This is a genomic window from Streptomyces sp. NPDC046215 (genome assembly GCF_040646215.1).
Classification (GTDB): Bacteria; Actinomycetota; Actinomycetes; order Streptomycetales; family Streptomycetaceae; genus Streptomyces; species Streptomyces stramineus.
This window is the reverse complement of record NZ_JBEYZW010000095.1, coordinates 1-26,131: the sequence shown is the minus strand read 5'-3', so window position 1 is coordinate 26,131 and position 26,131 is coordinate 1. Positions and strand designations below refer to the sequence as shown.

The window sequence follows — 26,131 nt, the reverse complement described above, 5'->3', positions numbered from 1 at the left end:
GCGGGTCTTCGGGTGGGGGCCGTGGGGGGGCACCCCCGCTGCGGGGCTGTGTCCTCAAGCGCCGGACGGGCTGCTGTGCTGTGTCCTCAAGCGCCGGACGGGCTGAAACCAGCCCGTCCGGCGCTTGAGGACGCGCCCGCAAGGCGCTCGCCGCCGCAGGCGGCAACGGTCGGCTACGAGCAGGTCGTACCACCCCGCGGCACCTTCCCGTCCAGCAGGTAGCCGTCGACTGCGCGCACCACGCACGCGTTGCCGCTGAGGTACGCGCCGTGCCCCTCGCCCCGGTACGTCACCTCGACGCCGACGCCGTCCCCGAGCTCCTTCGCCAGCCGCCGCGCACCTGCGTACGGGGTGGCCGGGTCGCCGGTGTTGCCGATGACGAGGAGGGGGGCCGCACCCTTCGCGCTGACGTCGGGGTTCTTCCACTTGCCCTTGACGGGCCAGCCGGTGCAGCTCAGGAGGGACCAGGCGGCGTACTCGCCGAAGACCGGGGACGCCTCGCGGTACTCCGGCAGCCGCTCGCGCACGTCGTCCACGGTGTAGCGCTGCTCGGCGTCGGCGCAGGAGATGGCCTTGTTGGACGGCTGGAGGCTGGTGTACGTGCCGTCGGGCCTGCGGCCGTTCATGTCGTCGTAGAGCAGCAGGAGGGTGTTGCCGGTGCCCTGCTCCATGGCCTCCCGGAGGCCGGCGGTCAGATATTTCCAGGTGTCCTTGGAGTAGAGGGTCGTCGCGATGCCGACGACGGCCTGGTCCTGGGTGAGCTTGCGGCCCTGGCTGGTGGGGAGGGGGTTCGCGTCGAGCTTCTTCAGCAGGGCGAGGATCCGGTCCTGGGTCGGACAGGAGCCGGCCGGGCCGGAGGCCGCGCAGTCCTTGAGGTAGTTGCCGAGCGCGAGCTGGAACCCCCTGGCCTGGTCGAGGCCGGCCTGTGCCGGGTCCTGCTCGGGGTCGACGGCGGCGTCGAGCACCGCCCGGCCCACCTTCCCCGGGAACAAGTGGGCGTAGACGCCGCCCAGTTCGGTGCCGTAGGAGGCGCCGAAGAAGCGCAGCTTGTCGTCGCCCAGCGCGGCGCGCAGCCGGTCCAGGTCCCGGGCGGCGCTCAACGTGTCCACGTGGGGCAGCACCTTGGCCGCGTTGCGGCGGCACGCCTCCACGTACGCCTTGTTCACCGCCAGGGTCGCCCGGACCTCGGTCTCGTCGTCGGGCGTGGCGTCGATCTCCGCGGCGGCGTCCGTCTCCCGGTCGCCGCGGCACCGCACGCCCGCGCTCTCGCCGACCCCGCGCGGGTCGAAGCTCACCAGGTCGTAACGGGCGCCAAGCTTCCGGTACTTGTCGGCCACCAAGGGCAGTGAGGCGACCCCCGCGTCCCCGGGGCCGCCGAAGTTGAAGACCAGGGAGCCGATGCGGCGGCTCCTGTCCCGCGCCGTGGAACGGATCAGCGCGAGGTCGATCTTCTCTCCTTCGGGCCGGGAGTGGTCGAGGGGCACGGGCAGCCGGGCGCACTCCCATGCCCGGCCCGGGGCCTTGCCGTCACCTCCCTGCGCTGTCGTGGGCGCCGGACACGCCGACCAGCGCAAGGCGGTGCCGTGTCCGGTGGCGGCCGGGCCGCTCGTGTCGTCCGCGGTGTCCGGATCGCCGCCGCACCCGCCGGTGGCGAGCGCGGCGGCGAGAGCGGCCGAGACGAGGGCGGTGGTCCGTGGCCGTAGCCGTAGGGGACTCATTCCCCCGACCATACGGACGGAAGGGGCCGCCGTCGCCGTGGCTGTCGGGGCGTTCAGCGGGCGCGCAGGGGCGCGCACCCTATCCGCTCGCCCACCGCGTCCACGAAGGCGGGGAACGACCGGCGCGGGTCGTCCAGCCGGGTGTGGGTGCGGCCGGGGCCGGTGCTCATGGCGAAGACGGTGACGCGGCCGCCGCAGTCGGCGCGTATGAGGGCGCCCGTGGCGTCGATGCGGCCGTGGGCCCGCCAGCCGGGCGCGGGCGGGCTGTTGCCGGTGAGGCCGTCGAAGAGGGCGGCGAGCCGGGGCCTGCCGATCATCGTGAACCGGGCGGCGGGCCGGCCGTCCCGGGCGACGGCGCACGTCTGGAAGTCGTCGCGGACGCTCCCCACGGTGTCCGTGAGCCGCTCGTCCGTGCCCGCTCCGAGGCCGGGGATGGCGCACCGGCCGGTTCGGGCACCGGGTTTCACTCGTACGGAGTTCGTCGGGGCGGCGTGGGCCGCGCGCTCGCGGGTCTCCGACGGCGGGGGGAGCACGTTCGGCCGCGGGGTGGGCGTGCAGTGGGCGGCCCTGGCGGCGCGGTCGGCGACCCGGACGAGCAACTCGCCCGTCTCCCGGGGGGAGTAGCCGGCCGAGAAGCCGCTGCGGCCGCGCTCGCCGCCCGCGAGCGTGAAGGAGCTGGTCAGCGTCACGACGGACGGCCGGCCGGCCACGTCGCAGGACTCCGGCAGGACCAGGGTGCCGGAGCCGGCCGCCGTGAAGCCGGGCAGCCGGCCGGGCAGGGCGGTGTCGCCGCCCACCAGCAGCCCGCTGAGCCAGCCGCGCCGCGGCCCGGCGTCGAGCGGGCCCGTGCCCAGCCGCACCTCGACCTCCTGCTCGTACGCGCCGGCGCCCCGGCCGCCGCGCCACCGCAGAAGGCAGTGCCCGCTGGGGCGTTCGGGGGTGGGGGCACTCTCGTCGGACGTGCGGTGGTGGTCGCCGCGGCGGAACGGCTCGGCCCGCTCGGGCCAGGCGCCCCAGCAGTACGTACGGCCGGCGAGCGGGGTGGACTGCGTCTGCCAGAGCGCGACCACGGCGGCGACCAGCGCCGTGACGGCCAGGGCCCCGGTGAGCAGCCGCGCCTTGCGCTCGCCGCGTGCGGTGGTGTCCGGCGTGCTGTACGACACCTGGTGCCCCCCGACCGTCCGTCACGGAACTGCTGTGCGGGCGATCGTAGTGCGAGCCACTGACATTCGATCCGTGCGCTTCGCGCCACCGGTGATATGTGCTATGTGTGCTATGAGCAGATCTTACCGGCTTGAGGCACTGTACCGTCCAAGAGGTAGGCGTCCACCGCGTCCTTGACACACGGGTTGCCGCTGTCGTAGGCCCCGTGTCCCTGGCCCCGGTACGTCAGCTCCACCCCGACCCCGGCGCCCAGCTCCTGCGCCATCCGGTGCGCCCCCTCGTAAGGGGTCGCCGGGTCACCGGTGTTGCCGATGACGACGATCGGCGCGGATCCCGCGGCGCGGACGTCCGGGGTCTGCCAGGCGCCCTTGACCGGCCAGCCGGTGCACTGCGTCAGGCTCCAGGCCATGAAGTCCCCGAAGACGGGGGACGCCTTGCGGAACTCCGGCACCTTTTTCCCGATCTCGTCCGCCGTGTAGCGCTGGGTGAAGTCGGCGCAGGTGATGGCGTTGAGGGAGGACTGAAGGGAGCTGTAACGGCCGTCCTGCCCGCGGCCGTTCATGGAGTCGGCGAGGGACAGCAGCAGCCGGCCGTCACCGTTCTCGGCGTCCTCGATGCCCTCGGTGAGGTAGTCCCAGAAGTCCTTCGAGTAGAGCGACTGGGCGATGCCGCCGGTGGCGAGCGACCGGGTCAGCTCGCGGCCCCCGGCGGCGGGCACGGGCTGCTTGTCCAGGTTCTTCAGCAGCTCGCCGATCTGCTGCTCGGTGGGGCAGTTGTCGGACGTCTTGACGCAGGCGTCCATGTAGTTGCCCAGTGCGAGCTGGAAGCCCTTCGCCTGGCCGAGCGCGCCCTGCACGGGGTCGCCGGTCGGGTCCACGACGCCGTCGAAGACGGCGCGGCCGACCCTCCGGGGGAACAAGTGGGCGTAGACGCCGCCCAGTTCCGTGCCGTAGGAGACGCCGAAGTAGTGCATCTTGTCGTCGCCCAGGACGTGGCGCATCAAGTCCATGTCGCGCGCCGCGTTCTCCGTTCCGACGTGCGGGAGGATTTGGCCTGAGTTCTTCCGGCACCCGGCGGCGTACTTCGCGACCCGCGCCACCAGGTCCTTTTCCTCCTCCTTGGTGTCGGGGACGCCGTCGGCCGCGTAGTAGGCGTCGAGTTCCTTGTCGCTCAGGCAGGTGACGCCGCTGCTGCGGCCGACGCCCCGGGGGTCGAAGCTGACCAGGTCGTAGCGGGTGCGCAGCTTCTTGTAGTCGTCGGCGAAGGCCGGGAGCGTGGTGACGCCGGAGCCGCCGGGGCCGCCGAAGTTGAAGACCAGCGAGCCGATGCGGCGGGCCCGGTCGGTGGCCCGGGCGCGGATCAGGGCGAGGTCGACGGTGCCGCCCTCGGGGTGGGCGTAGTCGAGCGGGGCGCGCAGGGTCGAGCACTCCCAGTCGCTCCCGGGGGCCTGGCCCGCCCCGCCGCTCTGACGCTCGGTGGGCGCCGGGCAGGTCTTCCAGGTCAGCGTCTGGCGGGCGGGGGTCTCCGCACCCGCCCGGGCGTCACCGGCCCCGCCGCAGCCGGCGGCCGTGGCGGTCAGCAGCGCGGCGGAGAGCAGGCCCCCGGCCCGCAGGGATCTGGACACGGTGGCACTCCCGGGGTCGGCGGCTGACAGGACCGCACGGCGGAACCGCGCGGAACGGGGCGCGGCGCGAAGGGGCTGACTGCCATCTTCCGGGCGGGGGTGCGGGGGCGCGCGCAGGGTGGGGCGTACGGGTTATGCGCCGGGGGCGCCCGGCCGGCCGCCGGGATCACAGCGGAACGAACGTGACCTCGGTCGCCTTGACGCTCACCCATACCGGGGTGCCCTCCGCCAGAGCCAGCTCCGCGGCGGCCGACGGGGTGATCTCGGCGACCACGTCCGGCTCGCCGCCCACCAGGACCCGCATCCGGCCGCCCTGCGCGGTGATTTCACGGACCGTGCCCCGCCAGACGTTCCGGGGGCTGCCCCCGGGCCGGGCGGTGTGCAGGGAGACCGCTTCGGGGCCCACGACGGCCAGTCCCGCGGTGGCCTCCCCGGGCAGCGGTTCCGCGGCCACCAGGCCGGCGCCGCCGTCGAGCCGCAGGGTGCCGCACGCCGTCGTCTTCCCGTGCCAGGCGTTGCGGCCGAGCATGCGGGCCACCCAGGGGGAGCGGGGGTGGCGCGTCAGCTCGGCGGGCGTCGCGTACTGGGCGGTCCGGCCGTCCTCCAGGACCAGGACGCGATCGGCCAGGGAGACCGCCTCCACCGGGTCGTGGGTGACGATCAGGCAGACGCCGGGGAAGGCCGCGAGATGGGCGCGCAGGGTGTGCCGCACATGCGCGCGCGTGGACTGGTCGAGGGCGGCCAGCGGTTCGTCCAGCAGGAGGAGCCGGGGGCGGGCGGCGAGGGCGCGTGCCAGCGCCACGCGCTGGGCCTGCCCGCCGCTGAGCCGGCCGGGCCGGCGGGCCGCCAGCTCGCCGACGCCCAGCCGGTCCAGCCACTGCCGGGCCGCGCGGTGCGCCTCGCCCTTGGGGACGCCCTGGGCGCGCAGCCCGTAGGCGGTGTTGGCGAGCACGCTGAGGTGCGGGAAGAGCGCGCCGTCCTGCGGGACCCAGGCGATCCGCCTGCGGTGGGGCGGGAGGCCGGAGACCTCCGTGCCGCCGAGGGTCAGCGGGCCGGCGGTGGCGCGTTCCGTCAGGCCCAGGAGGGCGCGCAGGAGCGTGGTCTTGCCGGCGCCGTTGGGGCCGACGACGGCGACGGTCGTGCCGGCCGGCACGTCGAGCGCGGCCCGGGTGGCACCGGTGACGGTGACGCGCAGCGGGTGCGCCGGCCCCGCGGGGACGAGGGGCGGACCGTCCCGCGTGCCGGCCTCCGGCGGCGGGGCGGCCGCGTCCGGCGGCGGGGCCGCCGGCTCGGCCCGGGGGCCGAGCCAGCGCCCCCGGAGCGCCAGAAGTACCGCCGTGGCGATGGCCAGCAGGAGCAGCGATACCGCCGTCGCGCCCTCGGGGTCGTCCTGGAGGAGCAGGTAGACCTGGAGCGGCAGGGTCTGGGTGGTGCCCGGCAGGTTGCCCGCGAACGTGATCGTCGCCCCGAACTCGCCCAGGGCGCGCGCCCAGCACAGCGCCGCACCGGCGATCAGGCCGGGCGCCACCATGGGCAGCGTGATCGTGCGGAAGACGCGCAGGGGGGTCGACCCCAGGGAGGTCGCCGTCTCCTCGTAGCGGGGGTGGAGCCCCGCCAGCGCCCCTTCGAGGCTGATCACGAGGAAGGGCATCGACACGAACGCCGACGCCGTCACCGCACCGGCCGTCGAGAACGGCAGGGTGACGCCGAACGACGACTCCAGCCAGGGGCCGAGAAGGCCCCGCCGCCCGTACCCCTGCAGCAGCGCGACCCCCGCGACCGTCGGCGGCAGCACCATCGGCAGCATCACCAGGCAGCGCACCAGGGCCTTGCCGCGGAACTCCGCGCGGGCGAGCAGCCAGGCGAGCGGGACGCCGAGCAGCAGGGAGAACAGCAGCGCCCAGCCGGAGACGAGGAGGGACAGGCCGAGCGCCTCGGTGACCTCCGGCGAGGTGATGCGCGAGGGGAAGGCGGCCCACGGCGTGCGGGCGAGGATGCCGGCCAGCGGGAGGAGCAGGAAGGCCACCGCCAGCCCGGCGGGCAGCCCGAGCGCCAGGGGCGTGCGCCCCCGGCGCGCCCGGCCGGCCGTCACGGCTGCTGGAAGCCCGCCGCGCGCAGCAGCCGCTGGGCGGCGTCCGAGCGGAGCCACTTCACGAACTCGCCGGCCTCCCTGGTGTGCTGGGAGCCCTTGAGGGTCGCGGCGGGGTAGGAGGCGACGGCGTTCTGCGCGTCGGGGACGGTGACGGTGGCGACCTTGCCCCGCGCGGAAGCGGCGTCCGTCAGGTAGACGATCCCGGCGTCGGCCTCGCCGAGCGAGACCTTGCCGAGGACGGCGCGGACACTGGGCTCCTGGGAGACCGGCTTGACCGTGACGTGCTGCTGGTCCAGCACCTTCTTGCTGTAGCGGCCCACCGGCACCTCGGGCGCCGCCAGGACGACCTTCAGGTCCTTCCTGGCGAGGTCGGCCAGGCCCTTGACGCCCTTGGGGTTGTCCTTGGCGGTCGCGATGGTGAGGCGGTTCTTCGCGATGACCGCCGGGGTGTCCGTCTCCGCCTTCAGGCCGTCCATGGTCGTGGTGTCGGCGGTGACGAGCGCGTCGGCCGGGGCGCCCTGGCGGACCTGGGCGGCGAGCTCCTGCGACCCGGCGAAGGAGAACGTCACCTTGGTGCCCGGGTGCTCCTTCTCGTAGACCGCGCCCGCCTGCTTGAAGACGTCCGTCAGGGACGCCGCGGCGAGCACGGTCAGGGTCGTCGACTGCTTGGCGTCGGCCGGGCCCCCGCCGTCGTCCTTGCCACCGCAGGCCGCGAGGAGCGGGAGGAGCAGGGCGGCCGCCAGGACCGGCGGAACGGCGCGGCGTACGGGCGTGCGGTGCATCGGTTCTCCAGGTGCCGGGTGGTCCGGGTGGGCCCACTGATCAAAATTGACCAACGGGGTCAGACGCGGTCGATGTGCACGTTGGTGGCCTTCACCCGGGCCACCGCTTCCATGCCGACGGCCAGTCCCAGTTCTTCGACGGCCTCTCTTGTCAGAAGCGAGACGAGCCGGTGCGGCCCGGCCTGGACCTCGACCTGGGCGGCGATGTCACCGAGCTTGACGGCGGTGATGATGCCGGGGAAGGCGTTGCGGGCCGTGGTGTACGCCGACTCCTCGTCCTCGGGGCCGTGCGCCTCGGCGGCGAGCGCCACGGAGAACACCGCCAGGTCGGCGCCTTCGATGATCCGCTTGCCCGCCTCGTCCCGGTGGGTGGGTATCCGCCCCGCGTCCGCCCAGCGGCGGACGGTGTCGGAGCTGACGCCGAGGAGCCGGGCCGCCCGCCCGATGGTGTAGGACCGCATGTGCGGCACGTTATGGCTGACGAGCGCGCATATGCAAGGTGAATCCGGCAATGGACCGGCAGATGCGGCTTGTGCCCCGCTTGTCCGGGGCGTCAGATCGCGCCCTTGCGGGTCAGGTGGGTGAAGGAGATCCACCCCGGCAGCACCGGCAGCCACAGCGTCATCAGACGGAACAGCAGCACCGCGGGGGCCGCCTGCTCCGCCGGCAGCCCGGCGAACGTCAGCGCACCGGTCAGGGCGAACTCGACCGCACCCACGCCGCCCGGCGTCGGCGCCGCCGACCCCAGCGCGTTGGCCGTCAGGAACACCACCGCGATGCTCGCGTAGCTCAGCTCTCCGCCGAAGGCGCGGATCGAGGCGTCGAGACACATCACGTTCGCCGCCGTCAGCAGCAGCATCCCGCCGATGCCCGCGCACAGCTTCTGCGGCCGCTGGAGCACGTCCAGCATGCGCGGCACGACGCCCGCGAACAGCGACCGCACCCGCGTCGAGACGAACTTCCGCAGCACCGGAATGGCCGCCACGACCAGCACGAGCACCGCCGCCGTCAGCAGCCCGCCGATGACCGTCCGCGACGGGCCGATGGACGAGCTGCGCTCGGTGCCGGTCACATAGCCGAACGACAGCAGCAGCAGGATGTGACAGGCCAGGCCGAAGAGCTGGGACGCGCCCACGCTCGCCACCGCCAGGCCCGGCCGGACCCCCGCACGCTGCAGGAAGCGCGTGTTGAGCGCCACGCCGCCGACCGCCGCCGGGGCGACGAGCTTCACGAACGAGCCGGCGACCTGCGCCAGGACCGTCCGCCCGAACGTCACCTTCTCCGGGACGAAGCCCAGCAGGCTCATCGCGGCGGCGACGTACGTCAGCGCCTGGAAGGCCACCGCGACCGCCACCCACGCCCAGTTGGCCTTGTCGACGAGATCGCCGAACTTCACGTGCGTGAGCTGGGACAGCAGGAAGTACGCCGCGAACGCGCCCGCCACGAAGCTGATCAGCGTCCGGGGCTTGATCCGCTCCAGCCGCACGGGCTCTATCGGCGCCTGCGGCCGGATCAGGAGGACCTGCTGGCGGATCTGCGACAGCAGATCCTCCTCGCGGGCCTCTTCCAGCGCCTCGTCGATGGCCTTCTTCTCGGCCTGCCGCTCGGCCTTGAGCGCCTTGCGGTCCTCCGCGGGCGGCACCTCGGCGCCTTCTTCGGCCGCCTGCTCCTCCTTGGCCTCCTTCGCCGCGCGCGCCGCCTCCAGCACCGTCTCGCGCTCGCGCTGGGACCGCTCGCGGGCCAGCTGCCGCAGCGTCCCCCGGCTGACGCGGGTGAGCGCCAGCGGCTGGAGCAGCGGGAGGCTGTCCGCGACGGCGTCCGGGCCGAGGACCTCCACGCCCGTGGCCACCGCCCGCTCGGCCCCCACGCGCAGCCCGAGGGTGACGAGCAGCTGGGCCACGTCCATGCGCAGCACCAGGTCGCCCGCCGCGATCTCGCCGCCGCGCAGGTCCGTCAGGACGACGTTGCCGGAACGATCCACCAGAAGGGCGTCGCCGTCGAGCCTGCGGTGGGCGATCCGGCGCGACTGCAGCGCCTGCACCTGCCGCCAGGCGCCCGCCAGCAGCTCGTCGGTGATCTCCTCGGTGGGCACGGCGCCCAGGGTGCGGCCGCCGATGTGCTCGTAGACGAGCATGACGGCGTCCGGGCCCAGCTCGGAGGTGGCGATGAGCTTGGGGGCGTTGGCGCCGGCGGCGATGGCCGCGTAGGCGAGCAGCGCCTCCTGTTCGAGGGCCTGGCGCAGCGACTGGAGGCTGCGGCGCTGGGTGATGCCGCGCAGCGCCAGGCGCTGCCATACGCGGTAGAAGAACCCTTGCGCCTGCTGCTCCCGGTCGACGACGGTGACGTCGAGCGGCGGCCCGTCCTCCAGGGTGACGATGTAGCGGCGGCCCCGGTCGTGGTGCGGGGAGGGCTCGGCGTCGGCGCTGTCCTCGGCGCGCAGCGCGGTGACCGGCTTGAAGCCGACGCGCCGCAGCCCCGCCAGGAGGTGTCGGCCGGTGGGCCGGACGTTCGGGGAGCCGACCGCGTAGAGCGTGCCGTAGGCGACGGTCCAGCCGATCAGCACGGTCGTGACGATCGAGAACGGTGTGGTGTACCCGTTGACCAGCACGGCGAAGGCGTCCAGCAGCAGCACCGCCCACATCGCGACCCGCCAGCGCGGCCGCCGGGACATCCCCACGGCCGTCATGTAGGCGATCACGGGGGCCAGATAGCCGTGTACGGGGTCGGTGAAGCCGCCGGTGGGCGCGGGCTGGGTCAGCGCCTCACGGATCGACGCGGGGGCCGTCTGGGCCACCCACAGGTCCGTCGCGAGGGACACGCCGTGCGCGAGCACGGCGGCGAGCACGCCGTCGGCGATGCGCAGCCCGTCCCGCTTGATGAGCCGCTCGATGGCGAACGCCACCGGCACGATGAAGATCGCGATGTTGGCCGCGAGGCCCGCGAAGTTCGCCAGCAGCTCCGGCGCCCGGCCGGTGCTGTCGCTGATGTCCTTCTCCAGGCCGGACGTCGTGCCGTGGGCGAAGGCCGCGAGGGCGAGCACGACGGCGATGCCGACGATGCCGAGGAACAGCCGGACGAGGTCGGCCGGGCGGTGCACCCGGGCGGGCAGCAGCGGCTCGTCACCGGACACCTGGTCGATGTGGGCCTCGCCGTCCGCGCACGGGTAGGCGGCACGGGACGGCCCGTCGCCGCCGTCGCCGTCACCGGACCGGGGCCCGCCGGCCCGCCGGTCGCCGGAGCCGGGCAGCGCTTCGGGAGCGCCGGCCTCTTCCCGAGGCCCTGCGCCCTGCTGCCGCTCCGTCTTCTCTTCTTGGTCTCGTATCACCAGTCACCGCCCGGAAGATGGTGGCATGGCCCCACCGGGCGAGGGGGCATCAGGGTGCATTTCGGGGGCGCGGACTCCGGATCGTACGCCGTGTAGTGCGGATACGCACTCTGGGTGATCTTGGGAAGAGGATGCCACGGGCCGGGGCCCGGGCGCTGTCGGCGGGGTACGGCAGGATGGGGCGGGTGAGCGAGGACGTGCGGGAAGGCCGCGGACCGGTCGCCGAGCTGCCCGAGTACGCGGAGCGGGTGCTGGCCGTCGCCGAGCTGATCCCGCCCGGCCGGGTGATGACCTACGGGGACGTCGCCGAGTGGCTGGGCGAGGGCGGGCCCCGGCAGGTGGGCCGGGTCATGGCCCTCTACGGCGGCCTGGCCCCGTGGTGGCGCGTGGTCCGCTCGGACGGCGCCCTGCTGCCCGGCCACGAGCTGCGCGCCCTCGGCCACTACCGCGAGGAGGGCACCCCGCTGCGGGAGGCCACCCGCTCCGCCGGAGGGCACCTGCCCCGCCTCGCCATGGCACGGGCCCGCTGGGACGGCACCCCCGGCGGAGATCCGGGTGACGCCTCCGGCAGCGGCCCCGCCGGTGTGACTCCTCACACCTGACAGCATCCGCCGCCCGGGGGCGGCCCGGCCACCCCCCGCCCAGTGCGCCCAAGGACTTACCCGAACGGGTGAGACCGCCGACGGCGTGCGCCGGCCACCGGGACACCCTGCGCCCCACGGGCTCACTGGCGTAGCGTCGGGACCCGCCGTCACCCCCAGGCCCCCCGCCCGGCGCGTCCGAGCCACCGGGCCGTACCGCCGCACGACTTCCCGCACCCCCACCAGGACCGGCAACCCACGTGAGTTCCTCCCTTTCCACCGCCGCGACCGGCACGGCGCACGGCCAGGCGCCGCAGCCCTCCCCGGGCGCCTACCGCCTCGTGCGCACCCGGCCGGGCCCCACGGCCCCTCCTGGGCTGGACGCACGCCAGCGCGCCGTGGTTGACCACGGGGAAGGCCCGCTGCTGGTCCTGGCCGGACCGGGCACGGGCAAGACCACGACCCTGGTGGAAGCGGTCGCCCGGCGGGTGCGGCAGGGCACCGCCCCCGAGCGGATCCTCGTCCTGACCTTCAGCCGCAAGGCGGCCGTCGAACTCCGCGACCGGATGGCCGCCCGGCTAGGCGGCGCCGCCCAGGGCCCTCAGGCCACGACCTTCCACTCGTACTGCTACGCCCTCGTCCGCGCCCACCAGGACGCCGACCTGTTCGTCGACCCGCTGCGGCTGCTGTCCGGCCCCGAGCAGGACGCCGTCGTGCGCGAGCTCCTCGCAGGCCAGGCCGGCCTGGAGCGGGAGGGGCGCGGCGCGGTGCGCTGGCCCGACGAACTGCGCGCCTGCCTGACCACCCGCGGCTTCGCCGACGAGGTGCGCGCGGTCCTCGCCCGCAGCCGCGAGCTGGGCCTCGGCCCCGCCTCGCTCGGCGCCTTCGCCGCCCGCACCGGGCGGCCCGACTGGGCCGCCGCCGCGGACTTCCTCGCCGAGTACCTCGACGTCCTCGACGCCCGCGGCGTGCTCGACTACGCCGAACTCGTCCACCGGGCGGTGCTGCTCGCCGAGCGCCCGGAGGTCGGCACGGACCTGGCCGGGCGGTACGACGCCGTCTTCGTCGACGAGTACCAGGACACCGACGCGGCCCAGGTGCGGCTGCTGCGCGCGCTCGCGGGCGGCGGCCGCACGCTGGTCGCCTTCGGCGACCCCGACCAGTCGATCTACGCCTTCCGGGGCGCCGACATCAACGGCATCCTCGACTTCCCCGACGCCTTCCCGCGCCGCGACGGCTCCGCGGCCCCCGTCGAGGTCCTGACCACCTCGCGCCGCTCCGCCGCGGGCCTGCTCGCGGCCACCCGGCTGCTCACCCGCCGGATGCCCCTGACCCGCCTCCCGGCCCGCGCGGTACAGGCGCACCGGGACCTCGCCGCCGTCCGCGACGGGGGCCGCGTCGAGGCGTACACCTATCCCACGGCGGGCTCCGAGGTCGACAACATCGCCGACATCCTGCGCCGCGCGCACCTGGAGGACGGCGTCCCCTGGCAGGAGATGGCCGTGCTGGTCCGCGCGGGCTCCCGCTCGATACCGGGCCTGCGCCGGGCCCTCACGTCGGCGGGCGTCCCCGTGGAGGTGGACGGCGACGACATCCCGCTGCGTCATGAACCCGCGGTGGGCCCTTTGCTGACGGCCCTGCGCGCGGTGGCGGAGTCGACGGGGGCCGGCGCGCCCGCGCCGAGGGCGGGCGATCTCGCGCCGGATCTCCCGCCCGAGGAGGAGCGACTCGGGGCCGGCCCGGCGGGCGCTTCCGCGCATCCTCCGGAGGGCGCGCAGGCCGCCGTGACCGGCGTGCGTGCGGCCGGCGACGCCGGCAGCGCGGCCGGACCCGGCCAGGACCGGGCACCGCGCGCGGCCGAGAGACGGCTCGCCGCGGAGACGGCTGCCGACGGGGTCGATGAGGCTGACGAGGTCGGCGAGGTTGTCGTGGTCACCGGTTCGGGTGAGGCGTCGGCGGCGGAGGGTGTCGCGGAGTGCTCCGCGCGCAGCAGTGCCGGGCAGGCGGACGAGGCTCAGGCCCCGGCGGGCGACAGCGCCGGTCAGGTGGACGAGGCCGGGGCGGAAGTCCCCGCGGTCGGCAGCGCCGGGCCGGTCGCCGTCACCGGTTCGGGTGAGGCGTCGGCCCCGGGGGGCGTCGCGGGGCGAGCCGGTGCGGCGGGCCCGCCCGCCGGGTCTTCCGCGGGCAGCGGCGCCGATCCGGCCGTCGAGATCACCGGTCCGGGTGCGGCGCCCACGCGGCAGGGTGTCGCGTGGACGCTCGGTGCGGCGAGCGCCGAGGTGCGGTCTTCCGCGCCCAGCGGCGCCGGACGGACGGATGAGGCTCAGGCCCCCGCCGGCGGCAGCACCCGGCCGGCCGCCGAAGCCACCGACCCGGGCCACCCCCACCCCGCACCGCCGGCGCGAGCGCCCTGGCTGGACGCGGAGACCGCGCTCGCCCTCCTCACCTCGCCCCTCGGCGGCATGGACTCCGCCGACCTCCGCCGGCTCGGCCGGGCCCTCCGGGACGAGGAGCGGGCCGCAGGCCACCCCGTACCGAGGCCCTCGGACGAGCTCATCGCCGAAGCGCTCGCCGAGCCCGAGCGCCTGGCGGCGCACGACGCCTCCTACGCGCGGGGCGCTCAGCGCCTCGGCGCGCTGCTCCGCACCACGCGCGCCCTGCTCGCGAACGGCGCCACCGCCGAAGAGGCCCTCTGGGAGCTGTGGAACGGCACCCCCTGGCCCCAGCGGCTGGAGCGCGCCGCCCGCCGCGGCGGCGCCGGCGGCCGCAACGCCGACCGGGACCTCGACGCGGTGTGCGCCCTCTTCGAGACCGCCGCGCGCGCCGAGGAGCGCACCGGCGGCCGCGGCGCCCTGAACTTCCTGGACGAGCTGGAGGCCCAGGACATAGCGGCCGACACCCTCACCCGCCGGGCCGTGCGCCCCGACGCCGTACGGCTGATGACCGCCCACCGCTCCAAGGGCCTGGAGTGGCGGCTCGTCGTCGTCGCCGGCGTCCAGGAGGGCCTCTGGCCCGACCTGCGCCGCCGCGGCTCCCTCCTGGAGGCCGACCGCATCGGCCGCGACGGCCTCGCCGAACCCCTCAGCCCCGGCGCCCTGCTCGCCGAGGAGCGCCGCCTGTTCTACGTGGCGGCCACGCGCGCCGCCGAGCGCCTGGTCGTCACCGCCGTCAAGGCGGCCGCCGAGGACGGCGACCAGCCGTCCCGGTTCCTCGCCGAGCTGGGCACCGAACCCGTCGACGTCACGCAGCGCCCGCGCCGCCCCCTGGCCGTCGCCGCGCTCGTCGCCGAACTGCGCGCCACCACCGTCGACCCGGCCGCCTCGGCCGCCCTGCGGGCCGCGGCCGCCGAGCGGCTCGCCCGGCTCGCGGCCCTGCGCGACGACGAGGGACAGCCGCTCGTCCCGGCAGCCCACCCCTACCGCTGGTGGGGCCTGCACGAGCCGACGCACAGCGAGGTGCCCCTGCGCGAGCGGGACCGGCCCGTCGCCCTGTCCGGCTCGGCCCTGGACCAGCTCGCCAACACCTGCTCGCTGCAGTGGTTCCTCGGCCGGGAGGTGAAGGCGGACGCCCCGCCGACCGCCGCCCAGGGCTTCGGCAACGTCGTGCACGTCCTCGCCGACGAGGTCGCCTCCGGCCGCACCCCGGCCGACCTCGCCGTCCTCATGGAACGCCTCGACTCCGTCTGGGACGCCATCGGCTTCGACGCCCCCTGGAAGTCGGCGCAGGAGAAGGAGAACGCCCGGGCGGCCCTGGAACGCTTCCTGCGCTGGCACGTGATGGAGCGCGGCGGCCGGACCCCGGTCGCCACCGAGCACGCCTTCGACGTCGTCCTGAAGACCGACGACGGCTATCAGGTGCGCGTCCGCGGCTCCATGGACCGCGTGGAGGCCGACGCCGACGGCCACGCCTACGTCGTCGACTTCAAGACCGGCAAAGGCCCGGTCTCCGCCCGCGACGTCGCCCGCCACCCCCAGCTCGCCGTCTACCAGCGGGCGGTCGAGGAGGGCGCTGTCGACGGCCTCTTCGGCGGGACACGGCCCCGCGCGGGCGGCGCCGAGCTCGTCCAGCTCCGGCAGGGCGCGGCGAAGAAGGACGGCGGAGACACCCTTCCCAAGGTGCAGGCCCAGGAGCCCCTGAGCGAGGGGGAGGGGGAGTGGATCGGCGGGCTGCTCGCCGAGGCGGCCGGCCGGGTCCTGGAGGAGCGGTTCGCCCCCCGCCCCGGTCGGCACTGCCAGCACTGCTCCTTCCGCGCCTCGTGCACCGCCCGGCCCGAGGGACGGCAGGTCGTGGAGTGACGCCGCCCGGCCCGGCGGCATTGTCACAGGGTCCCGTTAGCGTGGATGCCGTGACCCCGCGCCTGACCGATCCCGAGCAGCTCAAGGAGCTCCTCGGCATCCCCTTCACCCCGGAGCAGACGGCCTGCATCACCGCGCCGCCGGCCCCGCAGGTCATCGTGGCCGGCGCCGGGTCGGGCAAGACGACCGTCATGGCGGCGCGCGTCGTCTGGCTGGTCGGCACCGGTCAGGTCGCCCCCGAGCAGGTCCTCGGTCTCACCTTCACCAACAAGGCCGCCGGCGAGCTGGCCGAGCGCGTCCGCAAGGCACTCGTCGAGGCGGGCGTCACCGACCCCGACCCCGCCGTTCCCGCCGACCCCGACCAGGCCCCCGGGGACCCGCAGATCTCCACCTACCACGCCTTCGCCGGCCGGCTCCTGAAGGAGCACGGGCTGCGCATCGGCCTGGAGCCCGGCTCCAGCCTGCTCGCCGACGCCACCCGCTTCCAGCTCGCCGCCCGCGTCCTGCGCACCTCCCCGGGCCCCTACCCGGCGCTCACCCGCTCCTTCGGCGACCTCGTCTCCGATCTCCTCGCCCTCGACGGCGAGCTCTCCGAGCACCTCGTGCCACCGGAGAGGCTCCGCGCGTACGACACCGAGCTGCTCGCCGCCCTGGAGGGCGCCAAGCTCTCCAACCCCGACCTGCGCAAGGCCCCCGAGGCCGCCCGCGCCCGCCGCGAGCTCCTGGAGCTCGTCGGCGCGTACCGCGAGGAGAAGCGCCGCCGCGATCTGCTGGACTTCGGCGACCAGATCGCCCTGTGCGCCGAGCTGGCCCGCACCCGCCCGGAGGTGGGGCGGATCATGCGCGAGCAGTTCGCCGTCGTCCTCCTCGACGAGTACCAGGACACCTCCGTCGCCCAGCGGCTGCTGCTCTCCGGCCTCTTCGGCGGCGGCACCGGCCACGCCGTCACCGCCGTCGGCGACCCCTGCCAGGCCATCTACGGCTGGCGCGGCGCCTCCGTGGCCAACCTGGACGACTTCCCGCTGCACTTCCCCCACGCCGACGGCCGCCCCGCCCAGCGGTTCTCCCTCAGCGAGAACCGCCGCAGCGGCGGCCGTCTCCTCGGCCTGGCCAACGGCCTGGCGGGCGAGCTGCGCGAGCGCCACGAGGGCGTCGAAGCCCTGCGCCCCGCCCCCGGCGCCGAGCGGGACGGCGTGGTGCGCTGCGCCCTCCTGCCCACCCACGCGGAGGAGCTCGACTGGCTCGCGGGCTCCCTCGCCCACCTGGTGCGCACGGGCACCCGCCCCGGGGACATCGCCGTGCTGTGCCGCACGGCCGCCGACTTCGCGCAGATCCAGGGCGCGCTCGTCGAGCGGGACGTCCCCGTCGAGGTCGTCGGCCTGTCCGGGCTGCTGCACCTGCCGGAGGTCGCCGACCTCGTCGCCGTCTGCGAGGTCCTCCAGGACCCCACCGCCAACGCCGCGCTCGTCCGTCTCCTGATCGGCCCCCGCTGGCGCATCGGCCCCCGTGACCTCGCCCTGCTGGGCCGCCGCGCCCGCACCCTCGTGCCCTACGGGGGCACCGGCACGGACCCCGAGCGCCGGCTCGCCGAGGCCGTCGAAGGCACCGACCCCTCCGAGGTCGTCTCCCTCGCCGACGCCCTCGACACCTTCCTGACCCCGGCGGGCCCCACCAGGCCGGGCGGCGCCCCGGACGACGGGCTGCCCTTCTCCGCCGAGGCCCGCGTCCGCTTCGCCCGCCTCGCGGCGGAACTGCGCGACCTGCGGCGCTCCCTGGCCGACCCCCTGATGGACGTCCTCCACCGGGTGCTCGCCACCACGGGTCTGGAGATCGAGCTCTCGGCCTCGCCGCACGCCCTGGCCGCCCGCCGCCGGGAGACGCTCTCCCGCTTCCTGGACATCGCCGCGGGCTTCGCCGCCGTCGACGGCGAGGCCACGCTGCTCGCCTTCCTCGGCTTCCTGCGCACCGCCGCCCAGTACGAGAAGGGGCTCGACAGCTCCCTCCCCGGCGGGGAGAACACCGTGAAGATCCTCACCGCGCACAAGTCCAAGGGCCTGGAGTGGGACGTCGTGGCCGTCCCCGGCCTCGTCACCAAGACGTTTCCCAGCGAGCAGGCGCGCGAGTCCTGGACGGCCCAGGCGAAGGTGCTGCCGCACGCCCTCCGGGGCGACACGGACACCCTCCCCGACGTAGAGGCGTGGGACGCCAAGGGCATGGCCGCCTTCAAGGCCGCCATGAAGGAACACCAGCGGATCGAAGAGCTCCGCCTGGGGTACGTCACCTTCACCCGCCCCCGGTCCCTGCTCCTGGGCTCCGGCCACTGGTGGGGGCCCAGCCAGAAGAAGCCCCGCGGCCCGTCCGTCTTCCTCGAAGCCCTGCGCGAGCACTGCGAGGCGGGCCACGGGGAGGTCGAGGCGTGGGCCGACGCGCCGGAGGAGGGCGCCGAGAACCCCGCCCTGGAGGAGTCGGCCACCGACCGGTCCTGGCCCCTGCCGCTGGACCCGGCGTCCCTGGCCCGCCGTCGCGCCGCCGCGGACGCGGTCCTGGCCCACCTCGACCGTCCGGCCCCCGCCCCGGAGCCCGCCCACGACCCGGACCGGCCCCCGCCCGAGGAGGAAGCGGAGGACGAGGAGGAGCTGCCCCCGCCGCCGGAGGACGATGAGCCGGTGGACTGGGACGGCCTCCTGACCACGCGCCCGCACACGCCGGACGCCCCGTCGGCGCCCCGGCCGGTGGAACAGCGCCCCCACCCCGCCGACGGAGCCGCGGTCCGCCCCGACGGGCACGTCCAGCCCTCAGGGCCCCGGCCCGGGCACCCTGACGGCGGCCCGCACGGGCCCGAGCCGGTGGAGCCCGTCGCGGACGGGCATCCCGGCAGCGGGGCGGACGACCCCGCGCACCTGCCGGGTGCCGGCCCGGCAGGGTTCCCCGAGCCCTCGGCCGATCGCCTTGACGGTCCCTTCGAGGCTCCCGCGCGCCCTGACGAGCCCGGACCGGCCTGCTCCGGCGACGCCGTGCACCCCCCGGTGCCCGCACCCCGGCAGGCACCGGACCCGGCCGCCCCCGGACGCGAGCACCCACATGCCCCCGGCGGCGCCTTTCCTGCTGTCCCCGGGGCCCCCGCCGGGCACCAGCACGCCATCTCCCCCGCCGAGGAGCCGGTGGTTCCCGCCGGGCACCCGTATCCCGCCTCGCCCGGTGAGGAGCCGGGGGAGTGGCCCGCGGGGCACGCGCACCGGCACCCTGTCCGGTCCGGTGAGGCCGTCGCAGGCCAGCCGCACCCGGGGCCCGGCGAGGAGTGGCCCGAGCCGCCCACAGGGCCCCGGCTCCTGCCCGAGGAGGCGCGCCTCGTCGGCTCCTGGGACCGCGACCTCGACGCGCTCGCCGGTGAGCTGCGGCGCGCCCGCGCGAGCGTGCGCGAGGTGGTCCTGCCGTCGTCGATGAGCGCCTCGCAGCTGATGCGGCTCGCCGCCGACCCCGAGGGGTTCGCGCGCGAGCTGGCCCGCCCCATGCCCCGCCCGCCGCAGCCCGCGGCCCGCCGCGGCACCCGCCTCCACGCCTGGATCGAGTCCCGCTTCGAGCCCCTGCCCCTGCCGATGTTCGGCCCCGACGAGCTGCCGGGCGGGGCGGCCGACGAGGAGGACGCACCCGAGATCGCCGACGAGCGGGACCTCGCCGCGCTCAAGGAGGCATTCGAGCGCACCCCCTACGCCCGCCGCACCCCGTACCGCGTGGAGGCGCCCTTCCAGCTCACCCTCTCGGGCCGAGTGATCCGCGGCCGGATTGACGCGGTCTACCGCGAGCGCGGCCCCCACGGCGACACCTACGAGATCGTCGACTGGAAGACGAGCCGCACCCACGACGCGGACCCCCTCCAGCTCGCGATCTACCGCGTCGCCTGGGCCGAGCAGCACGGCCTGCCGCTGTCCGCCGTCACCGCCGCGTTCGTCTACATACGCGATGCCGAGACCGTGCGCCCGGCCGGCCTGCCCGACCGCGAAGGACTCGAAAGGCTCCTGCTCGGGGAGCGCGCGTGAGGGCGCCCGGTCATGGTCACTCCGCGTGGCCGGTTAGGCTCGATGCCATGAGCGACACACCGGACAGCGCCGTCCGCGCGTTTATCGAGGGCCACCGCGCCGCGTTTCTCGACGATCTCGTCGAATGGCTCCGCATCCCCTCGGTGTCGGCCGACCCGGAGCGCGCCCCCGAGGTGCGCCGCAGCGCCGAGTGGCTGGCCGCGAAGCTCATCGAGACGGGCTTTCCCACGGCGGAGGTCTGGGAGACCGACGGCGCCCCGGCGGTGTTCGCCGAGTGGCCCTCGGGTGACGAGAACGCCCCCACGGTCCTGGTCTACGGCCACCACGACGTCCAGCCCGCCGCCCGCGAGGACGGCTGGCACACCGAGCCCTTCGAGCCCGTCGTCAAGGACGGGAAGCTCTACGCCCGCGGTGCCGCGGACGACAAGGGACAGGTCTTCTTCCACACCCTGGGCGTCCGCGCCCACCTCGCCGCGACCGGCCGCACGGCCCCCGCGGTCAACCTCAAGCTGCTGGTCGAGGGCGAGGAGGAGTCCGGCTCGGTGCACTTCCCCGACCTCGTCCGGGCCCACGCCGACCGCCTCGCCTGCGACACGGTGATCGTCTCCGACACCGGCATGTGGTCGGAGGACACCCCGACCGTCTGCACCGGCATGCGCGGCCTCACCGACTGCCAGATCGACCTCTACGGGCCGGACCAGGACATCCACTCCGGCTCGTTCGGCGGCGCGGTGCCCAACCCCGCCCTGGAGGCCGCCCGGCTGGCCGCCGCGCTGCACGACGAGGAGCTCCGGGTCGCGATCCCGGGCTTCTACGACGGCGTCGTGGAGCTGACCGACCGCGAGCGTGAGCTCTTCGCCGAGCTGCCCTTCGACGAGAAGCGGTGGCTGGGCACCGCCCACTCCCACGCCGCGCGCGGCGAGGCCGGCCACACCACCCTGGAGCGGATCTGGGCCCGGCCCACCGCCGAGGTCAACGGCCTCGGCGGCGGCTACCAGGGCCCCGGCGGCAAGACGATCGTCCCGTCCACCGCCCAGCTGAAGCTCTCCTTCCGGCTGGTCGCCGGACAGGACGCCGAGCGGGTGCAGCAGGCCGTGCGCCAGTGGGTCGCCGAGCGCCTCCCCGACGGCATCCGCCACGAGATCACCTTCTGGGGCGCGACCCGGCCCTGCCTGACGCCGCTCGACCACCCCTACCTCCAGTCGGTCACGCGGGCCATGGAGCGGGCCTTCGGGCAGCAGGTCCGCTACACGCGGGAGGGCGGCTCGGGCCCGGCCGCCGACCTGCAGGACGTGCTCGGCGTGCCCGTGCTGTTCCTGGGCATCTCGGTGCCCTCGGACGGCTGGCACGCGCCGAACGAGAAGGTCGAACTGGACCTCCTCATGAAGGGCGTCGAGACCGCCGCCCATCTGTGGGCCGACCTCGCCGGGCACGGGCGCGTCCGCTGAGCCCCGGCCCCGCACGTACCACCACCATTCACAGGGGGAGTTGGAAGCAGCCGTGACCACCTGGACCGATCTCGCCGCCGCCCGGCCCATCACGCTCAGCGGCGACAGCGGCATCGACCGTGCCGCGCACCACCGCTTGGACGAGGCGTGGCTCGCCGCCGCGTGGAGCCACCCCTCCACGCGGGTGTTCGTGGTCTCCGGCGGGCAGGTGCTGGTCGACGACACCCCCGACGGCCGCACCGAGCTGGTCATGACCCCCGCGTTCGACGCGCCCGTGACCGAGACGCACCGCTACTTCCTGGGACAGGACGAGGAGGGCATCGCCTACTTCGCCCTCCAGAAGGACGCGCTGCCCGGCCGGATGGACCAGTCGGCGCGCCCGGCGGGGCTGCGCGAGGCGGGGCTGCTGCTGTCGCCGCGCGACGCCGGGCTGCTGGTGCACGCGGTGGCCCTGGAGAACTGGCAGCGGCTGCACCGCTTCTGCTCGCGCTGCGGTGAGCGCACGGTCGTGGCGGCCGCGGGGCACATCCGCCGCTGCCAGGCGTGCGGCGCCGAGCACTACCCCCGGACCGACCCGGCCGTGATCATGCTGGTCACGGACGAGGAGGACCGGGCGCTGCTGGGCCGCCAGGTGCACTGGCCGGAGGGCCGCTTCTCGACGCTCGCGGGCTTCGTCGAGCCGGGCGAGTCCATCGAGCAGGCCGTGCGGCGCGAGGTCGCCGAGGAGGCGGGCGTGACGGTCGGTGACGTGGAGTACGTCGCCAGCCAGCCCTGGCCCTTCCCCTCCAGCCTGATGCTGGGCTTCATGGCGCGGGCCACGTCCCGCGACATCCAGGTGGACGGCGAGGAGATCCACGAGGCCCGCTGGTTCTCACGGGCGGATCTGCGGGCGGCGTTCGCGTCCGGGGAGGTCCTGCCCCCCACGGGCATCTCGATCGCGGCCCGCCTGCTCGAACTCTGGTACGGCGAGCCGCTGCCGCAGGGCCCGAGCCGCGTCTGAGCCGGAGGCCGGGTCACCGCCTCAGCCGAGACGGTGACCCCCGGCCGAGTGCCTCCCGCTGCCGGGAGGCCGGGGCGAGAAGCCGGTCAGGAGGCGGGTCAGGAAGCGAGAGCCTGCTTGACCTGCGCCAGCGACGGGTTGGTCATCGTGACCGCCGCGCCACCGCTCACCGGCGTCACCAGGACCGTCGGAACGGTCTGGTTGCCGTCGTTCGCCTTCTCCACGAAGGCCGCCGAGTCGGCGTCGTGCTCGATGTTGATCTCGTTGTAGGCGATTCCCTCGCGGTCCAGCTGGCTCTTGAGCCGGCGGCAGTAGCCGCACCAGGTGGTGCTGTACATCGTCACGGTGCCCGACATGCGTCCTCGTGCTCCTTCGGTTCCGGTGTCTCGGTCGTGGGTGTTACGGCAGTGATAGAACACGCACCTATCCGCAGCCATTCCCCGCATTAGTACTACTGGCCGGGCCCGCCTGTGGACAGCGTTCCCGGTCGCCCCCGCCGACCTGGCAGCATGGCGGGGTGACAGCAGCAACGCACTCCTCCCTCTTCCCGCAGGTCCCGGACTCTGCCGACGCGGTGCTCGAAGGGCTCGACCCCGAGCAGCGCGAGGTGGCCACGGCCCTCGACGGACCGGTGTGCGTGCTGGCCGGAGCCGGTACGGGCAAGACCCGCGCGATCACCCACCGCATCGCCTACGGCGTGCGGTCCGGCATGCTCCAGCCCTCCAGCGTGCTCGCCGTCACCTTCACCAACCGCGCCGCCGGCGAGATGCGCGGCCGACTGCGCCAGCTCGGCGCGGGCGGCGTCCAGGCCCGCACGTTCCACTCGGCCGCGCTGCGCCAGCTCCAGTACTTCTGGCCCAAGGCCGTCGGCGGTGACGTGCCGCGCCTGGTCGAGCGGAAGGTCCAGCTGGTCGCCGAGGCCGCGGCCCGCTGCCGCGTCCGGCTCGACCGCAACGAGCTGCGGGACGTCACGGGCGAGATCGAATGGTCCAAGGTCACCCAGACCGTCCCCGAGGACTACGCCCCCGCCGCCGCCAAAGCCGGCCGCGAGGCCCCCCGCGACCCCGCCGAGATCGCCCGGATCTACGGGACGTACGAGCAGCTCAAGCGCGACCGCGGAGTGATCGATTTCGAGGACGTCCTGCTGCTCACGGTCGGCGTCCTCCAGGACCGCCACGACATCGCCGAGACGGTCCGCCGGCAGTACCAGCACTTCGTCGTGGACGAGTACCAGGACGTCAGCCCCCTCCAGCAGCGGCTCCTGGAGCTGTGGCTGGGCGACCGCGACAGCCTCTGCGTGGTCGGGGACGCCAGCCAGACCATCTACTCCTTCACCGGCGCCACCCCCGACCACCTGTTGAACTTCCGCCACCGCCACCCCCGGGCCACGCTCGTCAGACTCGTCCGGGACTACCGCTCCACCCCCCAGGTCGTCCGCCTCGCCAACGGGCTGCTCTCCCAGGCCCGCGGCCGGGCCGCCGAGCACCGCCTGGAGCTGGTCTCCCAGCGGGAGGCGGGCCCCGAGCCCGGCTACACCGCGTACGCCGACGAGCCCGCGGAGGCCGAGGGCATCGCCCGCCGCGTCCGGGAGCTCATGGACGCCGGGGTGCCCGCCAGCGGCATCGCGATCCTCTACCGCATCAACGCCCAGTCCGAGGTCTACGAACAGGCCCTCGCGGACGCGGGGCTGCCCTATCAGCTGCGTGGGGCCGAGCGGTTCTTCGAGCGCCCCGAGGTGCGCGAGGCCGGGCTGCTGCTGCGCGGCGCCGCCCGCGCCGGAGGCCACTCCGACCCGCAGCTCGCCGACGCCGACGACGTGCCGTCCCAGGTGCGGGCCGTCCTGGGCACCCGTGGCTGGACGCCCGAGCCCCCCGCCGGCTCGGGTGCGGTCCGCGACCGCTGGGAGTCCCTCGCGGCCCTGGTGCGGCTCGCGGAGGACTTCGCCCGGGCCCGGCCCGACGCCACCCTCGGAGATCTCGTCGCCGAGCTGGACGAGCGGGCGAGCGCCCAGCACGCCCCCACGGTGGAGGGTGTGACTCTCGCCTCACTTCACGCGGCCAAGGGTCTGGAATGGGACGCCGTCTTCCTGGTCGGTCTCACCGAGGGCATGATCCCGATCACTTATGCCAAGACCGATGAGCAGATCGAGGAGGAGCGCCGGCTGCTCTATGTGGGCGTCACGCGGGCCCGCCGCCACCTCTCCCTGTCCTGGTCGCTGTCGCGCGCCCCGGGCGGCCGCCCCTCGCGGCGGCCCAGCCGCTTCCTGAACGGGCTGCGGCCCGGCTCCGCCGCCACCCGCCCGGCCGCCGCCCCCGGAGGCGACGGCGGGTTCGGCGTCGAGCGGGGCGCGGGCGGCGGCCGTAAGCGCCGTGGGCCCGCGCGGTGCCGCGTCTGTGCCAAAACGCTCACGGACGCGGGCGAGATCAAGCTGATGCGCTGCGAGGACTGCCCCTCCGAGCTGGACGAGGCGCTGTACGAGCGGCTGCGCGACTGGCGCGCCGGTCAGGCCGGTCTGCTCGGCCAGCCCGCCTACTGCGTCTTCACCGACAAGACGCTGCTCGCCATCGCCGAGGCGGCGCCGGGAACCGAATCGGAGCTCTCGTGCATCTCAGGGGTAGGAGGACGGAAGCTTCAGAAGTACGGTGCGGATGTCCTGGCCCTCTGCGCCGGCAGGGAGCTGACGTCGGAAGACGCGCCGGAAGACGCGTCCGAAGAATCTCCGGAAAAATAGTTTGCGCACGCGGACGGCATACCCATAGCCTTCCGACCACGGAGACAGCGGCTCTTCCGGGAGCCGATGGATCCGTGTTGTACTGAACGGACCCGGATCGGTTTGCACCGGTCCCCAAGACGCCGAGAGGAGGCGAGACCAGTGATCAGCTTCATGAACTGCGATGTGAACAGCAACAAAATGACCGATCGCCCGGTCGTCGCCATTCGTCCCCTCGGCCTGTCCGCCGAAGCGCTGTCGCTCTCGTTCCAGGGCACCGGTCTGTTCCGGACCGGTTCCGTCCTGATCAATGAGCGACCGACCAAGGCGTCCGCGGTAAGGGCAGCAGCAGCGGCACAGGGCCAGACCTATGCCGGTGAAGCGACGACCAACGGCGCCGGATCCACGCAGCACCAGCAGCACCACACGATGTGGGCCTTCCGTGGGCTCGAACCCTGGAGAGATCCAGCCTGATCGGCATGATCAGGTCGGCACCTTCCAGGGCCGCGGAACCCACACCGGGATCCGCGGCCCTTTTGTTTGCCCTCTCGCCCGGGCGAGAGGAACCAGTCCGGCCACAAGCCGGCACAACAGACGAGGAAAGAAACCGTGCAACTCAAGGCACACACCCCGTCAGTAGCGACCGACCTGATCCCCCCGCCTGTCCCCACGGAGGACTCCTTGACCCCCCTGACCGCCCTCACCGACCTCGACGACGCCATCGAGAACCTGGGCACCCCCGTCCCCTGCCGCAGCTATGACCCGGAGGTCTTCTTCGCCGAGACCCCGGCCGACGTGGAGTACGCCAAGTCGCTCTGCCAGACCTGCCCGCTGCGCGAGGCGTGCCTGGCCGGCGCGCTGGACCGCCGTGAGCCGTGGGGCGTCTGGGGCGGCGAGCTCTTCGTCCAGGGCGTCGTGGTCGCCCGCAAGCGGCCCCGTGGCCGCCCGCGCAAGAACCCGGTCGCCGCATGAACGTCTTCGGCACCATCGACCGCCCCACGACGCACGACCCCAAGAAGCAGGATCCGACGATGCACCGCCCCTCCGCCGAACCCTTCGGCCCCGAAGCCCCCACCCGTGACACATCCAGCGCGACCGCCTCGCGCCAGAACAGGAACCTCGAAATGCAACTCATCCCAGAAGCTCTGGCACGTGCGCATATGCACGATCGCCTGAGGGAGGCGGAGTCCGAACGCATGGCCGTGCGGCTGGCCGCGGCCCGGCGGATGCAGCGGCGCGCGGAGCGCGCCTCGCTGCGCGCCGCCGGACCACACCCGGCTGCGGACCCTGGTCAACAAGGCGTTCACCGCGCGCATGGTCGAACGGCTGCGCCCCGCGATCGAGGAGCTGACCGA

The 26,131-nt window shown here is 74.8% G+C and carries 16 protein-coding genes and 1 pseudogene; 9 read left to right on the top strand and 8 right to left on the bottom strand.

Annotated elements, in window-relative coordinates; all coding sequences use genetic code 11:
- Positions 1 to 173: 173 nt before the first annotated feature.
- From ABZ951_RS28885 to ABZ951_RS28855, 7 genes are all read right to left on the bottom strand, one after another.
- Positions 174 to 1,718: an alpha/beta hydrolase gene (locus ABZ951_RS28885; RefSeq protein ID WP_344091706.1), complete on the bottom strand. Its 1,545-nt coding sequence runs from the start codon at positions 1,716 to 1,718 to the stop codon at positions 174 to 176.
- Positions 1,719 to 1,771: 53 nt separating this feature from the next.
- Positions 1,772 to 2,881, bottom strand: coding sequence for a hypothetical protein (locus tag ABZ951_RS28880; protein WP_344091703.1), 1,110 nt, complete (start codon positions 2,879 to 2,881; stop codon positions 1,772 to 1,774).
- 110 nt (positions 2,882 to 2,991) lie between these two features.
- Positions 2,992 to 4,506 carry an alpha/beta hydrolase gene (locus tag ABZ951_RS28875; protein WP_344091700.1) on the bottom strand — a complete coding sequence of 505 codons (1,515 nt, stop codon included), beginning with the start codon at positions 4,504 to 4,506 and terminating at the stop codon, positions 2,992 to 2,994.
- Positions 4,507 to 4,672: 166 nt separating this feature from the next.
- Positions 4,673 to 6,598, bottom strand: coding sequence for an ABC transporter permease (locus ABZ951_RS28870; protein WP_361281047.1), 1,926 nt, complete (start codon positions 6,596 to 6,598; stop codon positions 4,673 to 4,675).
- Positions 6,595 to 7,380: a molybdate ABC transporter substrate-binding protein gene (gene modA, locus ABZ951_RS28865; protein ID WP_344091695.1), complete on the bottom strand. Its 786-nt coding sequence runs from the start codon at positions 7,378 to 7,380 to the stop codon at positions 6,595 to 6,597. Before modA ends, ABZ951_RS28870 begins: the two co-directional genes overlap by 4 nt.
- A gap of 59 nt (positions 7,381 to 7,439) precedes the next feature.
- The gene (locus tag ABZ951_RS28860; protein WP_344091693.1) at positions 7,440 to 7,841 is read right to left on the bottom strand and encodes a helix-turn-helix transcriptional regulator; all 402 of its coding nucleotides are present in this window, start codon (positions 7,839 to 7,841) and stop codon (positions 7,440 to 7,442) included.
- A 92-nt stretch (positions 7,842 to 7,933) separates the two neighbouring features.
- Positions 7,934 to 10,705, bottom strand: coding sequence for a lysylphosphatidylglycerol synthase transmembrane domain-containing protein (locus ABZ951_RS28855; RefSeq protein ID WP_344091691.1), 2,772 nt, complete (start codon positions 10,703 to 10,705; stop codon positions 7,934 to 7,936).
- A 176-nt stretch (positions 10,706 to 10,881) separates the two neighbouring features.
- Between ABZ951_RS28855 and ABZ951_RS28850 the strand changes: the two genes are divergently transcribed.
- The 5 genes from ABZ951_RS28850 to nudC all read left to right on the top strand — a co-directional run bounded on the left by ABZ951_RS28850 (position 10,882) and on the right by nudC (position 22,066).
- Positions 10,882 to 11,307: an MGMT family protein gene (locus tag ABZ951_RS28850; protein WP_344091725.1), complete on the top strand. Its 426-nt coding sequence runs from the start codon at positions 10,882 to 10,884 to the stop codon at positions 11,305 to 11,307.
- Positions 11,308 to 11,546: 239 nt separating this feature from the next.
- A complete protein-coding gene (locus ABZ951_RS28845; RefSeq protein WP_344091688.1) occupies positions 11,547 to 15,581 on the top strand; it encodes a UvrD-helicase domain-containing protein in 4,035 nt (1,344 codons plus the stop codon).
- 50 nt (positions 15,582 to 15,631) lie between these two features.
- A complete protein-coding gene (locus tag ABZ951_RS28840) occupies positions 15,632 to 19,618 on the top strand; it encodes a UvrD-helicase domain-containing protein (protein ID WP_344091685.1) in 3,987 nt (1,328 codons plus the stop codon).
- A gap of 47 nt (positions 19,619 to 19,665) precedes the next feature.
- Complete coding sequence (locus ABZ951_RS28835) at positions 19,666 to 21,066, top strand: dipeptidase (protein WP_344091683.1); 1,401 nt, start codon at positions 19,666 to 19,668, stop codon at positions 21,064 to 21,066.
- A 52-nt stretch (positions 21,067 to 21,118) separates the two neighbouring features.
- Positions 21,119 to 22,066 (top strand): NAD(+) diphosphatase, encoded by a 948-nt coding sequence (gene nudC / locus ABZ951_RS28830; protein ID WP_344091681.1) that lies wholly within the window; start codon positions 21,119 to 21,121, stop codon positions 22,064 to 22,066.
- Positions 22,067 to 22,164: 98 nt separating this feature from the next.
- On the opposite strand, the gene ABZ951_RS28825 is transcribed toward nudC, so the two are convergent.
- A complete protein-coding gene (locus tag ABZ951_RS28825; RefSeq protein ID WP_344091679.1) occupies positions 22,165 to 22,422 on the bottom strand; it encodes a mycoredoxin in 258 nt (85 codons plus the stop codon).
- Between the two features lie 98 nt (positions 22,423 to 22,520).
- Between ABZ951_RS28825 and ABZ951_RS28820 the strand changes: the two genes are divergently transcribed.
- The 4 genes and pseudogenes from ABZ951_RS28820 to ABZ951_RS28805 form a co-directional block, all read left to right on the top strand.
- On the top strand, positions 22,521 to 24,797 hold the full coding sequence (locus ABZ951_RS28820) for an ATP-dependent DNA helicase UvrD2 (protein WP_344091721.1): 2,277 nt from the start codon (positions 22,521 to 22,523) through the stop codon (positions 24,795 to 24,797).
- A 141-nt stretch (positions 24,798 to 24,938) separates the two neighbouring features.
- Positions 24,939 to 25,250, top strand: coding sequence for a hypothetical protein (locus ABZ951_RS28815; RefSeq protein WP_344091677.1), 312 nt, complete (start codon positions 24,939 to 24,941; stop codon positions 25,248 to 25,250).
- Positions 25,251 to 25,385: 135 nt separating this feature from the next.
- A complete protein-coding gene (locus ABZ951_RS28810) occupies positions 25,386 to 25,748 on the top strand; it encodes a WhiB family transcriptional regulator (protein WP_116213773.1) in 363 nt (120 codons plus the stop codon).
- Positions 25,745 to 26,038 (top strand): annotated as a pseudogene (locus ABZ951_RS28805) (hypothetical protein); the annotation flags it as partial. The gene ABZ951_RS28810 and the pseudogene ABZ951_RS28805, both read left to right, overlap by 4 nt.
- Between the last annotated feature and the right edge of the window lie 93 nt (positions 26,039 to 26,131).